Source organism: Pseudomonas sp. TH37 (genome assembly GCF_016650735.1).
Taxonomy (GTDB): Bacteria; Pseudomonadota; Gammaproteobacteria; order Pseudomonadales; family Pseudomonadaceae; genus Aquipseudomonas; species Aquipseudomonas farris.
Genome location: NZ_JAEKFD010000006.1, coordinates 341,917 through 356,381, shown reverse-complemented (window position 1 = coordinate 356,381; position 14,465 = coordinate 341,917). Strand labels below are relative to the sequence as shown.

General features: G+C 61.3%; 11 protein-coding genes. 10 read left to right on the top strand and 1 reads right to left on the bottom strand.

The window, feature by feature from the left end; genetic code table 11:
- Window positions 1–24 precede the first annotated feature (24 nt).
- The 6 genes from JFU11_RS18090 to pgaD all read left to right on the top strand — a co-directional run bounded on the left by JFU11_RS18090 (window position 25) and on the right by pgaD (window position 9,149).
- On the top strand, window positions 25–660 hold the full coding sequence (locus tag JFU11_RS18090; RefSeq protein WP_123357223.1) for an NADH:ubiquinone oxidoreductase subunit N: 636 nt from the start codon (window positions 25–27) through the stop codon (window positions 658–660).
- Between the two features lie 282 nt (window positions 661–942).
- Window positions 943–2,454 carry a YdgA family protein gene (locus JFU11_RS18085; RefSeq protein WP_123719055.1) on the top strand — a complete coding sequence of 504 codons (1,512 nt, stop codon included), beginning with the start codon at window positions 943–945 and terminating at the stop codon, window positions 2,452–2,454.
- 323 nt (window positions 2,455–2,777) lie between these two features.
- On the top strand, window positions 2,778–5,258 hold the full coding sequence (gene pgaA / locus JFU11_RS18080) for a poly-beta-1,6 N-acetyl-D-glucosamine export porin PgaA (protein WP_201061638.1): 2,481 nt from the start codon (window positions 2,778–2,780) through the stop codon (window positions 5,256–5,258).
- 12 nt (window positions 5,259–5,270) lie between these two features.
- Window positions 5,271–7,268, top strand: coding sequence for a poly-beta-1,6-N-acetyl-D-glucosamine N-deacetylase PgaB (pgaB, locus tag JFU11_RS18075; protein WP_201061636.1), 1,998 nt, complete (start codon window positions 5,271–5,273; stop codon window positions 7,266–7,268).
- 1 nt (window position 7,269) lies between these two features.
- On the top strand, window positions 7,270–8,625 hold the full coding sequence (pgaC, locus tag JFU11_RS18070) for a poly-beta-1,6-N-acetyl-D-glucosamine synthase (RefSeq protein ID WP_052962937.1): 1,356 nt from the start codon (window positions 7,270–7,272) through the stop codon (window positions 8,623–8,625).
- The gene (gene pgaD, locus JFU11_RS18065) at window positions 8,622–9,149 is read left to right on the top strand and encodes a poly-beta-1,6-N-acetyl-D-glucosamine biosynthesis protein PgaD (protein WP_201061634.1); all 528 of its coding nucleotides are present in this window, start codon (window positions 8,622–8,624) and stop codon (window positions 9,147–9,149) included. Before pgaC ends, pgaD begins: the two co-directional genes overlap by 4 nt.
- A gap of 29 nt (window positions 9,150–9,178) precedes the next feature.
- Here pgaD and JFU11_RS18060 read toward each other — a convergent pair whose 3' ends face one another.
- Entirely contained in the window at window positions 9,179–10,708 is a 1,530-nt protein-coding gene (locus JFU11_RS18060) for an FAD-dependent oxidoreductase (RefSeq protein ID WP_123719059.1), read from the bottom strand.
- A 141-nt stretch (window positions 10,709–10,849) separates the two neighbouring features.
- Between JFU11_RS18060 and JFU11_RS18055 the strand changes: the two genes are divergently transcribed.
- The 4 genes from JFU11_RS18055 to JFU11_RS18040 all read left to right on the top strand — a co-directional run bounded on the left by JFU11_RS18055 (window position 10,850) and on the right by JFU11_RS18040 (window position 14,446).
- Window positions 10,850–11,410: a YbhB/YbcL family Raf kinase inhibitor-like protein gene (locus JFU11_RS18055; RefSeq protein ID WP_201061632.1), complete on the top strand. Its 561-nt coding sequence runs from the start codon at window positions 10,850–10,852 to the stop codon at window positions 11,408–11,410.
- Between the two features lie 86 nt (window positions 11,411–11,496).
- Complete coding sequence (locus JFU11_RS18050) at window positions 11,497–13,230, top strand: VWA domain-containing protein (protein ID WP_201061630.1); 1,734 nt, start codon at window positions 11,497–11,499, stop codon at window positions 13,228–13,230.
- A 17-nt stretch (window positions 13,231–13,247) separates the two neighbouring features.
- Entirely contained in the window at window positions 13,248–13,829 is a 582-nt protein-coding gene (locus JFU11_RS18045) for an RNA polymerase sigma factor (RefSeq protein ID WP_095054474.1), read from the top strand.
- Complete coding sequence (locus JFU11_RS18040) at window positions 13,826–14,446, top strand: hypothetical protein (RefSeq protein WP_201061628.1); 621 nt, start codon at window positions 13,826–13,828, stop codon at window positions 14,444–14,446. Before JFU11_RS18045 ends, JFU11_RS18040 begins: the two co-directional genes overlap by 4 nt.
- Window positions 14,447–14,465: the final 19 nt, after the last annotated feature.

Sequence of the window (14,465 nt, the reverse complement as noted above, 5' to 3'; positions counted from 1 at the left end):
TGCGTTGGTCATGGGGATCTAATAATGAAAAACCCTTACGCTCCCGGCTTCTGGTGCGCCATTGCAGCATTGGTTTTGCTGTCGGCCACCTATTTCTACGGCGTCATGCTGGCCCACCAGCTCGACACGGCGCTGATATTCCTCGACAGCGCAGTGGCGTTGATCGCCGTGATGGCTATCGTGGTGGTCGCCTGGGCTTCATTACAGGGCCAGCGCATCAAGAAACGACAACTCGAACAAGGCAAAACCCTGGTGCTGATCTGGGACACCAAGGTGGCTTTGCGTCGCGTCGAAACGGTGTTCGACCGGTATTTCTGGGGCAGTTACTGGCAACCGGGGCGCACCTTCCAGGAAGTCATGGGCGAACTCACCGGCACGCCGCTGGAAAAAAGCCTCGAAACCTTGAAGAAACAATGCCTGGCGCTGGACAAGCAAGTGGCCGACGAGGGGTGGCACTGGCTCAACAATGCGCGAGAGCTGTCTGATGTCGCCAACGCCATGGCCCGCGAACGCTATCAGCTGGATTTCTGCGACCCGCGCGCGGAAGTGACCGGCGGGGCGGTGATCAATCGGGATTTTGAAGTGCTGGTGTATACGTGGACAGCGCGGCTCAAGAGTTTTGATCATCAATTGGATGAGATTGAGGTTCAGTATTCCTGAATTGAGGTTGGCTGGACTGACGCCATCGCGGGCAAGCCCGCTCCCACAGGTTCAGCGCAATCCTTGTGGGAGCGGGCTTGCCCGCGATGGCAATCTTACAGCCGCTGAAACTATCGCCCCTTCTGCGCGATCCATAGACACTCTTTCACCTTTAATCATTGAGCCGCTTTGCGGCGCAAATGCTAATCTCCATCCCACTTTTAGCGCAGTCGTGACCGCAACCTGTCATGGGTTCAGGGAAGACGACCACACTTTCAACAACGGACACTGAACGGGTACTTCATGAATAAATCAGCAGGCGTGCTTCTAGGAATTGTCGTGGCCATCGGTGCAATCAGCGCTGGCGGTGCGTGGTACACCGGCTCCAAACTCGATGGGGTGCTGAACACCTCGATCGCCGACGCCAACAAAGAGCTGCAAGCCGCGCTGGCTGGTTCCAACGGTACGGCATCGCTGGAGCTGGTGTCGCTGGACCGCCATGTGTTCAGCAGCACCGCGCACTACCGCCTCAAGGGCGAGGGCGAGATGTTTGGTGAAGCGCCGGTCGAGTTGCTGTTCGTCGACCGCATCGAACACGGCCCGCTGCCGTTTTCGCGTCTGGTATCGCTGAAGTGGTTGCCGGTCCTGGCCACCAGTCACTACGAGTTGGAAAAGACTCCGCTGACCGAGAAGTGGTTTGCGGCCGCCAAGGACAATTCCCCGGTCAAAGGCGTGGTCAACATCGGCTACGACAACTCCACGAAGGGCACCCTCGAATTCCTGCCGCTGGAAACAGCACTGGATGACAAATCCAAGCTGACCTTCTCCGGCATGAAACTCGACGTAGCCGCCAGTGCCCAGGCGCAAAAGGTCAAGGCTGACGGTTACATGGACAGCCTGAAGCTGACCACCGTGGCCGAAGATCAGACCCCGGTGCAGGTCGAGCTCAACGGCTTGACCGTGGCCAGTAACCTGAACAAAAGCACGTACGGCTATTACACCGGCGAAAACACCATCGAGCTGACCAACAGCAAGACCACCTTCGGCGCCAAACAGTCGATACTCGGCGTCAAGAACTTTGAAATGAAGAACAAGACTGAGGAATCGGGCACCAACGCTTCAGGGCGTGCCGATTACAAGGTTGGTGAAGTGTCCTTGAACGGCAAAGTTATCGGCTCTGCGCAGATGGCCATGAGCCTGAAAAACCTCGACATCCCGTCAACGATGTCGCTGATGCAGATCTACCAGACCAAACTGCAACCGTACGAGAAGGCCGCCGCTGAAGCCGCTGCCGCTGGTCTACCGGCGCCGGAACTGAACCTGACGCCGGCCGAAGAGGCACAGGTCAAGACCGGCCTGGAGAAACTGCTGGCCGCCGGCCCGCAGGTGGCTCTGGAAAACCTGTCGTTCAATACCAGCAACGGCGAAAGCCGCGCCAACCTGGTGCTGGACCTGACCAAACCGCAGTCCATGGACCTGCCGCCAGACCAGTTGGTCAAGCAATTGATCGCGCTGCTGGACTTCAACCTATTGGTGTCCAAGCCAATGCTGGTTGACGTGCTCACCGTGCAGTCGCAAATCGACGGCCAGACCGACGCCAAGCTCATCGCCGATCAGGCGAGCGCAACCGCCGACATGTTCAGCAGCATGGCGGTCGGCACGCAATTGGCGAAACTGGACGGCAACAACGTCGTCACCAAGCTGCACTACGCCAACAATCAGGTGGACTTCAACGGCCAGAAAATGACCCTCGAAGAATTTGTCGGCTTCGTGATGAGCAAACTCGGCGGCACGGGCGACGTCAGCATCCAGTAAAACCGCAGGCTTCAGCGCAACGCCCGGCCTCTGCAACACGCAGACGCCGGGCGTTTTGCTGTCTGGGGTTTCGAAACGGGGAGAGGGGGAGGAGGTTCCAATGCCAGTCAATCAAGCCCGCTCCCACAGGGGCTGCGCTTGGCTGACTGGCACCAGAGAACCGGAGCGTCACGAATCTGAAGAATTCTTGTGTTCTGAATAGTCGACTACGCTTGCATGCAAGACTGCATCGATAAAGCTTGGCTGGGTCTTTCGACCCGGCTTTCCGCTACGAATGGGCAAGGGACATTGCGACCCGGCTGGCCATGTAAGGATGCTGACGAATGCCGTGTATTGCTGGTCCCTTTATTCATCGTGGTTTGCGCCCCTTGTTTCGCGTTGCGCTGTGCGGCCAGTTGCTGTGGCCGATGCTGGCGCTCGCCGACACCCCCTACGACCAAATGGTTCGCGATGCACGGGCCGGCAACTACACGCCTGCGCTGACTGTATTGCGCCAGGTACCGGTAAACCAGGCCACCACCGGTCAGATCAGCGATCACTTGCAGATCGCCAGCTGGGCGGGGCTGGACGCCGAAGTGGTCCAGGTCTATGAAACCCAGGGGCACAATCGTGCGCTGCCGGTTCAGGCCCTGACCGCCACCGCGCGATCCTATCGCAACCTCAAGCGCTGGGACTCGGCGACCCGGGTGTACAACAAGGCCCTGGCCCTTGAACCGCAAAATGCCGACCTGCAGCTGGGGCTGGCGATGACCCAGGCCGATGCCGGTAAACCTGACGAGGCGGTTGCCCGCGCCAGTGCGCTGGTGGCGGCGAAACCGGATGATCCTTCCCGCCGCTTGGCCCTGGCCTACGCCTTGACCCGCGCCGGCGCCACCTACGACGCATTGTTTGAATACGACCAGGCCTTCATCCGCGCTGGCAGCAAGCCCGACGTCGCTCGGGAATACGTGATTGCCCTGCAACGCGCCCGTTTGCCGGAACCGGCCTTGCGCCTGGCGCGTCAGCGGCCGGGATTGCTGGACCCGGTTACACTGCGACGCCTCGAAGGTGACCTGGCCGCAGAACGCGTGCGGTTGGCCGAGCTGGCCACTCGCAGCGAAAAAGAACGTTATCTGATCGCTGATCGGGCTCTGGCCGATTACGACCAATTGCTGACGACATGGACGCCGGATCCTCAGGCCCACGATGACGTCATCCGCTGGCGAATCGATCGCATGGGCGCCCTCAAGGCCCGTGCACGCACCGCCGATGTGATCGCCGAATACCAGAAGCTGCTCGCCGAAGGTGTGAAGATTCCGACCTACGCCCTGCGTTGGGTGGCGTCGTCCTATCTGGACCAGCGTCAGCCAGAAATCGCCACCGATTTGTATCGTCAGGTGCTGGTGGCGCCGGATGCCGATGTCGGCGACCGCCTGGAAGACAGCACCGCGCTCTATTACGCCTTGCTCGAAAGCGATAAGGCCGATGAGGCGCGTAAGGTCGCTGAAGACTTGGCCAAGACCCAGAAGCCACGGGTCGAGCTCAAGGGCTTGCCGGTGGGCAATCCCAACGATGAATGGATGGACGCGCAGCAACTCGCCGCCCAGGCCGGCACCTACGGCGCTGATCTGCCGTCGGGCGAGCAGCGTTTGCAGACGCTGGTGGATCAGGCCCCGGGCAACCTCGGCCTGCGTCTGGCCCAGGCCGATTTGTACCTGGCCCGGGACTGGCCACGGCGCGCCGAGAATCAGCTCAAGGAAACCGAGAGCATGGCGCCGCGGGACATCGGCCTGGAAGTTGCGCAAGGCCACACCGCCATGGATCTACAGGAATGGCGGCAGATGGATGCGCTGACCGACGATGTGGTCGCGCGTTTTCCGGACAACCGTCAGGTCCAGCGTTTGCAGCGTCAGCGTGCAGTCCATGACATGGCCGAGCTGCGGGTAGAGGCCTACGGCGGCAAGAGTTATGGCGGGGGCAACGGCGACGCCGGGGCGGTCAACGGCAGTCGCGATTTCGGCATCGAAACCACGCTGTACAGCCCGCCCATCGATGAAGACTGGCGTGTGTTCGTCGGTGCCGGTTACGCCACCGGCGACTTCCAGGAAGGCACCGGCCACCATCGCTTTCAGCGCGTCGGGCTAGAACGCCGGACTCGCGATATGACCCTGGAGGCGGAAGTCTCCAATCATTCCTATGGCTTCGGTGACAAACAGGGCGCGCGCCTGGCGATTGCCCGAGACATCGACGATCACTGGCAGTACGGCGGCAGCCTCGAATACCTGTCGGCGCAAACGCCGTTGCGGGCCTTGAACAGCGACATCACCGCCAATGGCGGCAGCGGTTTCATCCGTTGGCGCGCCAATGAGAGCCGCGAGTGGAGACTGGCGGTCAGCCCCTCGCACTTCAGTGACGGCAACAACCGTGTCGAAGCGTTGCTCACCGGACGCGAGGGTGTTTACCGCGCGCCGGGGTTACAAGTCGACCTCGGCCTGGAGGTCGGCACCAGCCATAACTCCAAGTCCGACGACGTGCCGTACTTCAACCCAAAATCCGACTTCAGCGTGCTGCCGACGGTGAACGTCAACCATGTGCTCTATCACCGCTACGAAACCTCCTGGAGCCAACAGTTCCAGGCCGGTGCGGGCACCTATAGCCAGCGTGATCACGGGACCGGCGGCGTCGGCCTGCTGGGTTACGGCCAGCGCTACAGCTGGAACGACGTATTCGAGGTGGGTGGCCTGCTGAGCGTGATCAACCGGCCTTATGACGGTGACCGCGAAACCGATCTGCGCCTGCTCGTCGACCTCACTTACCGCTTCTAGAAGAGTTTGAAGATGCCTTTTATTTCGCGTTTCATCCTTCTGCTGGGAGCGCTGTTGATCAGCGCCTGCGCCCAGCAAGCCCCGGCCTTCGCACCGCCGTCCGAACGCCCGGTGTCGGCCAATGAAAAGCCGTGGCCGAAAAACCACGTACTCGGGATCTCTTACCACGATGTCGAAGACCGTGATCCCGATCAGGCGGTAGTGGCCGTGCGCACCGAACGCCTGCTCGAGCAACTGGCGTGGCTGCGGGAGAACAACTACCAACCGGTCACCGTCGACCAGGTCATGGCCGCTCGCAACGGCGGCCCTGAACTGCCGCCACGGGCGATCATGCTGAGTTTCGACGACGGTTATTCGAGCTTCTACACCCGCGTGTTGCCAGTACTGCGCGCCTATAACTGGCATGCCTTGCTGGCACCGGTCGGGGTATGGATCGATACGCCGCTGAACCAGCCGGTGGATTTTGCCGGTACACCGCGCAAGCGTTCGGACTTCCTGACCTGGGAGCAGATCCGCGAGATTTCCCGATCCGGCCTGGTGGAAATCGCCGCCCACACCGACGCCAGCCACAAAGGCGTGTTGGCCAACCCGCAAGGCAACCTGCAACCGGCGGCCGCGACCCGGCGCTATGACGCTGTTAATGGACGCTATGAAACCGAAGCCCAATTCCAGGCCCGGATGCGCGCCGACGTGGCGGCCATCTCGGAGAAAATCCGCAAGGTCACCGGTTACAAACCACGTGTCTGGGTCTGGCCATACGGCGCGGCGGACGGCACCTCGCTGCAAGTGGTCAACGAACAGGGTTATCAGATGGCCCTGACCCTGGAAGACGGCCTCGATGCCCTCGACGACCTGATGAGCAGCCCGCGCTTTTTGGTGGCCTCGGACCCGGATGGCGAACACTTCGCCAACAGCATCGTCTCGGTGCAGGCTGAATCGCCGATGCGCGTGGTGCATGTGGACCTGGACAACGTCTACGACGCGGACCCGGCCCAACAGGAAATCAACCTCGGCAAACTGATCCAGCGCATGGCCGACATGGGCGCCAACACCGTATTCCTGCAAGCCTTCGCCGACCCTGCCGGTGATGGCCTGGTGCATTCGCTGTACTTCCCCAACCGTCACCTGCCGGTGCGCGCCGACCTCTTCGACCGCGTGGCCTGGCAGTTGCGTACTCGGGCTAACGTCAAGGTCTTCGCGTGGATGCCGGTGCTGAGTTTTGCCCTGGACTCGAAGTTGCCACGGGTCACTCGCTGGGACCCGAAAACCGCTACCACGTCGATCGATCCGGATCAGTACAAGCGCTTGTCGCCATTCGATCCGAACGTGCGGCGCATCATCGGTGAAATCTACGAAGACGTGGCACGCCTGACCTCGGTCGACGGCATCCTCTATCACGATGACGCGGTGCTGTCGGACTTCGAAGACGCCGGGCCTGATGCCCTGAAGGTCTATGCCGCCAACGGTCTACCCGGTTCGATTGCCGCCCTGCGTGCGGATCCAGCCATGCTGCAACGCTGGACGCGGTTCAAGAGCCGCTACCTGATCGATTTCACTCACGAACTGACTGCCAAGGTCCGCGCCATTCGTGGCCCGCAAGTGAAAACGGCGCGCAATATTTTCGCCGAGCCAATGCTCAACCCCGAGAGCGAAGCCTGGTTCGCGCAGAACCTCGATGACTTCCTGAGCGCCTACGACTGGACGGCGCCAATGGCCATGCCACTCATGGAAAAACAGAGCCTCCAGCAATCCGGCCCCTGGCTCGAAACGCTGGTGGCGACGGTGAAATCGCGCCCCGGCGCACTCGACCGCACGGTGTTCGAATTGCAGGCCCGTGACTGGACGAAAAACGCCGACGCCGACATCGACGGCGAACAGTTGGCTGACTGGATGGGCCGCCTCAAGCGTCAGGGCGCCACCAGTTTCGGCTACTACCCGGACAACTTCCTCGAGAACCAGCCGGACCTGAAAACCGTGCGGCCCGCGCTCTCCAACAAGTGGAATCCATAACATGCTGGACAGACTTTTAGCCCTGCTGGTTCTGGCGATCGTCCTTGGGGTTCCCCTCGGGCTGATCTTTCTGCTCACCGGGCAATTCCTGATGGACTTCGTGTTCTTCTATCCACTGTTCATGTCGGGACTGTGGATTGCCGGCGGCCTGTATTTCTGGTTGCACTGGGAGCGGCACTGGCCGTGGCAGGACGACACTTTACCGCCACCGCTGGCCGGCGAACCGCTGATCTCGATCCTGATCCCTTGCTACAACGAAGGCGACAACGCCGCCGATACCATCCACGCGGCGCTGGCCCAGCATTACCCGAACATCGAAGTGATCGCGATCAACGACGGCTCCAAGGACAATACCGCCGCGGTGCTCGATGCACTGGCGTTGCAGGATCCGCGTTTGCGGGTGCTGCATCTGGCGGAAAACCAGGGCAAAGCCGTGGCCCTGCGCATGGGCGCCATCGCGGCGCGCAGCGAATATCTGGTGTGCATCGACGGTGACGCGCTGCTGGCGCCGAACACCGCGGCGTATCTGGTGGCGCCGATGCTCGACAATGCGCGACTGGGCGCGGTGACCGGCAACCCGCGAATCCGCACCCGTTCGACCTTGATCGGCCGCGTGCAGGTCGGCGAGTTCTCGTCGATCATCGGCCTGATCAAGCGCACCCAACGGGTGTTCGGGCGGATCTTTACCGTCTCCGGGGTGATTGTCGCCTTCCGTCGCACGGCCCTGAACCGGGTCGGCTACTGGAGCCCGGACATGATCACTGAAGACATCGACATCAGTTGGAAGCTGCAACTGGATCACTGGAGCATTTTCTACGAGCCCCGCGCGTTGTGCTGGATCCTCATGCCGGAAACCCTCGGTGGCCTGTGGAAGCAGCGTCTGCGCTGGGCCCAGGGCGGCGCCGAGGTGCTGTTCAAGAACATCCGTGGCATCTGGCAATACCGCCATCGTTACCTCTGGCCGCTGCTGTTCGAATACTGCCTGTCCACCGGTTGGGCGTTCACCTTTCTGCTGTCGGTGATTTTCTGGGGCGTCGGCAAATTTGTCGAAATGCCGCCAGCCATTGCCGTCGATCACCTGATGCCGCCGGCGTTTACCGGTCTGCTATTGGCGGTGGTCTGCCTGGTGCAGTTCGCGGTCAGCATCCTGATCGACCGCCGTTATGAAAAGGGCCTGGGCAAGACCATGTTCTGGGTGGTCTGGTATCCGCTGGTGTTCTGGCTTATCAGCTTGTTCACCACCCTGGTCAGTTTTCCCAAAGTGCTGTTCGGCCAACATCAGAAGCGCGCGCGCTGGGTCAGCCCGGACCGGGGCATCAAGCCGCTGAATGACGATGAAGAGGAGGTCATCAAATGAAAATCATCAGAACCCGGCAGCGGCCCTTTCTGGTCTTGATCGATGTTTTTCTCACCGTGCTCGCCTGGGTCGGTCTGCTGTATTTGCTGGCGCGGGGTTTGTGGCCGTTGATCGATACCCATGAGGGCCCGCGCATCGATGCGTCTTTTTTCGACGCCCTCGGCACGTTGCAGATTTACCTGTGGATAGCGTTGTTGAATGCGGTGATCCTGATCACGTGGGCGCGTTATCAACAGCGTAAAAGCAAGAGCTTCGCCCAGCGCCGTTTGCCGGCGCCGGTGGTGGATGATCAGGGGCTCAGCAAAAGCTTCAAGCTGACCGGCGACCGGCTGGCGAAACTGCGCACGCCGGGCTCGATGACCATTCATAACGATCAAGATGGCGATGTCAGCCATGTCGTTACGCACTTCTTCCCGGTCGACCCGGCTGACCTACCGCCGCCTTTGGCGCCGCTGGAGCATCCGCTGGTTATCCGCCTGTCAGCCGAAGATGACGATAACCGAGAGCCGCTGAGCCACGTCTGAGCCTGGTACGTTCCTGTTGTTTGGGTCGGTCAGCCAACGTCCCGAATCAGCCGCCAGGCCTCATCCACCGACAGCGGTTGTTTCATCCGTTCGGCGAGCATTGCCATGGCCCGCTCCTGATCGCAGGCAACGGCCGCCGCCACCACGCCGTTCTTGCCGAACAGGCCGATAAACGGTGGGTGGTCAGGATCGCCCTTGAACTCAACCTCGTCCCAAGCCTCGGCATGTCCGAGGTAGTCGTAGTTTTTGCCGAAGTGCCAGGTCCAGAAATACGGCACGTCGAGGTAGCGCTCATCGCCGCCGAGCATATTCGCCGCCGCAATTCGCGCCTGTTGCTGAGCCAGGCGCCAGTGCTCGATCCGTTGCGGCTGGCCGTTGAGCGGGAAGGTTGCAATGTCGCCGACGGCCCAGAGCCCGTCAGCCACGCGCATTCCGCCGTCGACCTTCAGTGACTGATCTTTTTCCTTCGGCAGATCGGTAAACGGGGTGGTCGCCGGGGTGACGCCAATGCCAACCAGCACCAGATCCGCCGGCAAGCGCTGACCATTATCCAGCAGCACCGCTTCGACCTTGCCTGTGCCTTCGATCTGCGCGGCTTCGCCATCGGTATGAAACACCACGCCATTGGCCTCGTGCAGGGCACGAATTGCCTTGCCGACGGCATCGCCGAATTGCGCCTCGAAAGGGATGGCATGGCGGGCCAGGACAGTGACCTCCAGGCCGTACTGACGCAGGGAAGAGGCGGACTCCAGAGCAATGAAACTGTCGCCAACAATCACTGCCCGTTGACCGGGTTTGGCGGCTGAAAGAATCTGCAGCGCCTGCGCTTTCGAACGCAATACGAACACCTGTGGCAGATCGGCGCCAGGCAGTGAAAGATGGTTGGGAGCGCCGCCGGTGGCGATCACTGCGCCGTCATAGCTCAGCGATTGACCATCGGCCAGGCGCAGAGTCCGGTTCGGTGCATCCAGGCCCATCACATCGCTATTTATCCGTTCAATGCGCTGTTCACGATAAAAATCTTCATCCCGCAGAGGCGGAACTTCGTCCAGCGGCATCTCCCCGGCAATCACGAATTTGCTCAATACCGTACGGTCGTAACCGGCCTCGGGCTCGCGGTCGATCAGCAACACCCGGCCACCGAAACCTTTCTCTCGCAGCGCCGCCGCACAAGCCGTACCTGCGGCACCGGCACCGATGATCACAAAGGTTCGCTTATCGTCCGCCGGTGGAGTGCTGGGGGTAGGCATCGGCTGGTCATCGACCCAGACCTCATCGTCGCGCAACTCCAGCGGGTAGCGCCGCAAACTGTCCAGAGACGGGGGCTCGCACAGCGCGCCGTCTTCGAGCCGATAAGCCGCCTTGTGCCACGGGCAAATCAGCCGTCCCTCACACAGCGCGCCTTTGGCCAAGGGAGCCCCGGCGTGGGGACATTTGCCCTGATAAGCGCGCAATTGATCGCCGACCCGCAGCAAGACGATTTTCATCTTGTCGATCCGAACCTCAAGACCACGGTCTTGGGGCACATCGGCGAAACGGGCGACGCGGTGCAGTGCCATGATCGATCTCCAGGCAGGTGTTTCACTTAAGAGTTTGGCGCCTATTCCGAGGTTCAGCCAATTCCTGCTGCCACCGCACGAACGGTCCGGCTATAGTTTGCCAGCCGACGACGGCCCCCACCCGCACAAAGGTGCTCCGGTATGACCCGATTGACCTCTTTGAACCCTTGGCTGGCGGCCGTTGCAGTCGCCCTTTGCGTGCAGTTTCCGGCGCAGGCCCAGGAGCGTTTCACCCTCAGCATTCCCGGTGTTTCGGACAATCGCCTGTTCACGTCGGTGGCGGCCAGCGATGCCAACGGTTGCGGCGGCAAAAACCAGTCCCCGGCCCTGAGCTGGAACGCCGGCCCTCCGGGCACCCTCAGCTACGCCATCGTCATGCACGACCCGGACGGCCAGAAAGGCCTGGGCGTCGATCACTGGATTCATTACGGCATCAAAGCCTCGACGCGCCAGATCCCGGCCGGCGTCGGCGCCAAATCCGCCCTCGAAGGCGTGGGCGGCAGCAACAGCAAAGGTACCACCGGTTACATCGGCCCTTGCCCGCCCATCGGCGACAGCTCCCACCACTACCTCATTCAGCTTTACGCCCTGGACCTGGCGCCAGACGCCTTGCCTGCCGGCCTGACCCGCGCGCAGCTGATGGAGCAGATCAAAGGCCATGTGCTGAAAAACAGCAGCGTGGTGCGGCGTTATCACCGCTGAAGATTTTTTTGGTGAGTTAACCCGAAGCTGACGGGCTGTCCGTCTCAGAGGATGAATGAGTCAATTTCCTCCTGAGGTCAGCCCCCATGTCCCTCCCTCTGCACTACCTCTGCCCTGCAGCCCAGGGTTTCGCCGCCGGGTTGCTGCTGGCCATTGCCGGTTGCGGCGCTTCATCCACGCCAGACTCTAAGATAGACAGCCCGGCAGCGGTTGCGCCTCCGGTTCAAGGTGCGCTGAAAACTGAAGCGTTGGTGCGCGAGGCGGTCATGGCGGATACCGCGCAGGCCAAGCGCAACGCGCGACCGGCACCGTCGGTCGCTTTCGCGCCCATGCCGGCCGGTGAAGCTTATCCACAGGGCTATCGGGATGAGCAGCGGGAGCAATATCAGGCGCTGGCCGATAACCCGATTCACAGCGTGGCCGAGGCACCGGTCTCGACCTTCAGTGCCGATGTCGATACCGGCGCTTATGCCAACGTCCGGCGCTTGCTCAATCAGGGGCGCTTGCCTCCCGAGGGGGCGGTGCGGCTGGAAGAAATGGTCAATTACTTCCCCTACGATTACGCCTTGCCCACCGATGGCTCGCCATTCGGCCTGACCACCGAGCTGGCGCCGTCGCCCTGGAACCCGCATACCCGCTTGCTGCGCATCGGCATCAAGGCATCTGATCGCGCGGTGGCGGAGCTGGCCCCGGCGAACCTGGTGTTTCTGGTGGACGTGTCTGGCTCGATGGACCGGCGCGAAGGTTTGCCCATGGTCAAAAGCACGCTGAAATTGCTGGTCGATCAACTGCGCGAGCAGGACCGGGTTTCGCTGGTGGTGTATGCCGGAGAATCGCGCGTGGTGCTGGAGCCGACTTCCGGCCGTGAAAAAGCGAAAATTCGTACCGCCATCGATCAATTGACCGCAGGCGGTTCGACCGCCGGCGCGTCGGGTATCGAACTGGCCTATCAAATGGCGCAACAGGCGTTTATCCCCAAAGGCATCAACCGCATCCTGCTGGCCACCGACGGTGACTTCAACGTCGGCATCAGCGACTTCGACAGCCTCAAGCAGATGGCTGTGGATAAACGCAAAACCGGCGTGTCCCTGACCACCCTGGGTTTTGGTGCGGATAACTACAATGAACACCTGATGGAACAACTGGCCGACGCTGGCGACGGCAACTACGCCTACATCGACAACCTGCGCGAGGCGCGCAAAGTACTGGTGGATCAGCTCGGCTCGACCCTGGCGGTGGTGGCGAAGAACGTGAAGCTGCAGGTGGAGTTCAATCCGGCCCAGGTCAGCGAATATCGGCTGTTGGGCTATGAGAATCGCGCCTTGAAGCGTGAGGATTTCAGCAACGACAAAGTCGACGCCGGAGAAATCGGTGCAGGGCATACGGTGACAGCGTTGTATGAAATTGTGCCCAAGGGTGAGAAGGGCTGGCTGGAACCGCTGCGCTATGGCAATCCTGCGGCCGATGTTTCCGCAAAAACCGGGGAATTGGCGATGCTGCGAGTGCGTTATCAGTTGCCGGAAGGTGGGAATAGTCGCTTGATCGAGCGGCCAATCCTGAGTGGTGAGGCCGGCAAACTCTCGGCAGCCAGCAATGATCTGCGCTTTGCCGCTGCCGTCGCTGCCTTTTCCCAGCAACTCAAGGACGGGCGTTATACCGGTAATTTCAGCCTCAAGGACACCGAAACCCTGGCCCGTGGCGCACGAGGCGATGATCAATTCGGCCTGCGCAGTGAATTCGTGCAATTGGTGGAGTTGGCGCAGAGCCTGCGAACCCCGACCGCCTCGAATCAACAGCCCAACGACAACCGGATAGAGTGAAAGAGGCCCGCGCTGACATGTCCGATTCTGCAATCAGCTCAGCCGCCAGCAGCGACGAATCGCTGCTGGCACGCTATCGCTCCGGCGACGGGCCGGCGTTCGAAGTTTTGTACGCCCGTCATCGCCAAGGCCTTTATCGATTCCTCCTCGGCCTCAGCGGCAAGCCTGAACTGGCCGAAGAGGTGTATCAGGAAACCTGGCTGAGCCTGATCCGCAGCACCAGTCAGCCACAAGGCCGGGCGAACTTTCGTACCTGGCTCTACCAGATTGCCCGCAACCGACTGATCGATCACTGGCGCAAACACGGAATCCACAACCCCTTGCACGACAGCTATGACGAACAAACCCACGCCCTGATTGATGACGCAGCCGACCCCGAACAACTGCTGAGCCTGAGCCGCGACGGTCAACGCCTCGAAGCCGCCCTGCAAACCCTTCCCGCCGACCAGCGTGAAGTGTTCCTGCTGCGCGCCCACGGCGACCTCGACCTGCCGCAGATCGCCACCCTCACCGAAACACCGCTGGAAACCGTCAAAAGTCGCTTGCGCTACGCCCAGCAAAAACTGCGTCGGCTGCTGGCCGAGGAGGTACTGACATGACTGACGCCCGACAAACACCGCCACCGCCTGACGATGAAATGCTCAAGCATTTTCGCGACCACGCAACCGGCGAACCACCGGCGCATCTCGACGCCTTCATCCTGGCCGCCGCACACCGCGAAGCCCCGGCACCGAAGCCGAACCTGTGGCAACGCTGGCTCCGCGCCTGCCAACAACCCCGCTGGCAAGTGGCATTCGCCAGCCTCGTCGGCGTCGCGCTGATGCTGGCACTGGTGCAACGCACACCGGAACAACTGCCGAGTTATGACTTCGCGCCAGCGCCTAAAACGTCCGCCCCGGCCGCCAAACCGGAAGCCGCTGCCCGGTCCCAGGCGGCACCGACCGGCGCTATATCCGCGCCGGCACCTGCTGCGCCCATGGCGGAGTTCTCGGCGCCGTTGCAGCGCGAGTCGATCAATAGCGAAATGGCGGACGAAGCAAAAGTCAGTAAACGCTTAGCCGCGCCGACCAAGTCACTGGATGATCAATTACGTGAAGTGATACACCTGCAAGACACCGGACAAACCCAAGCCGCCGAGGCGCTGCTGACGACATTGCACAAGCGCTTTCCCAAGGAAAATCTCACGGCCCGACTCAAGGATTTGCAGAAGAAATGAGGTGAACAGCGGTCGGCAA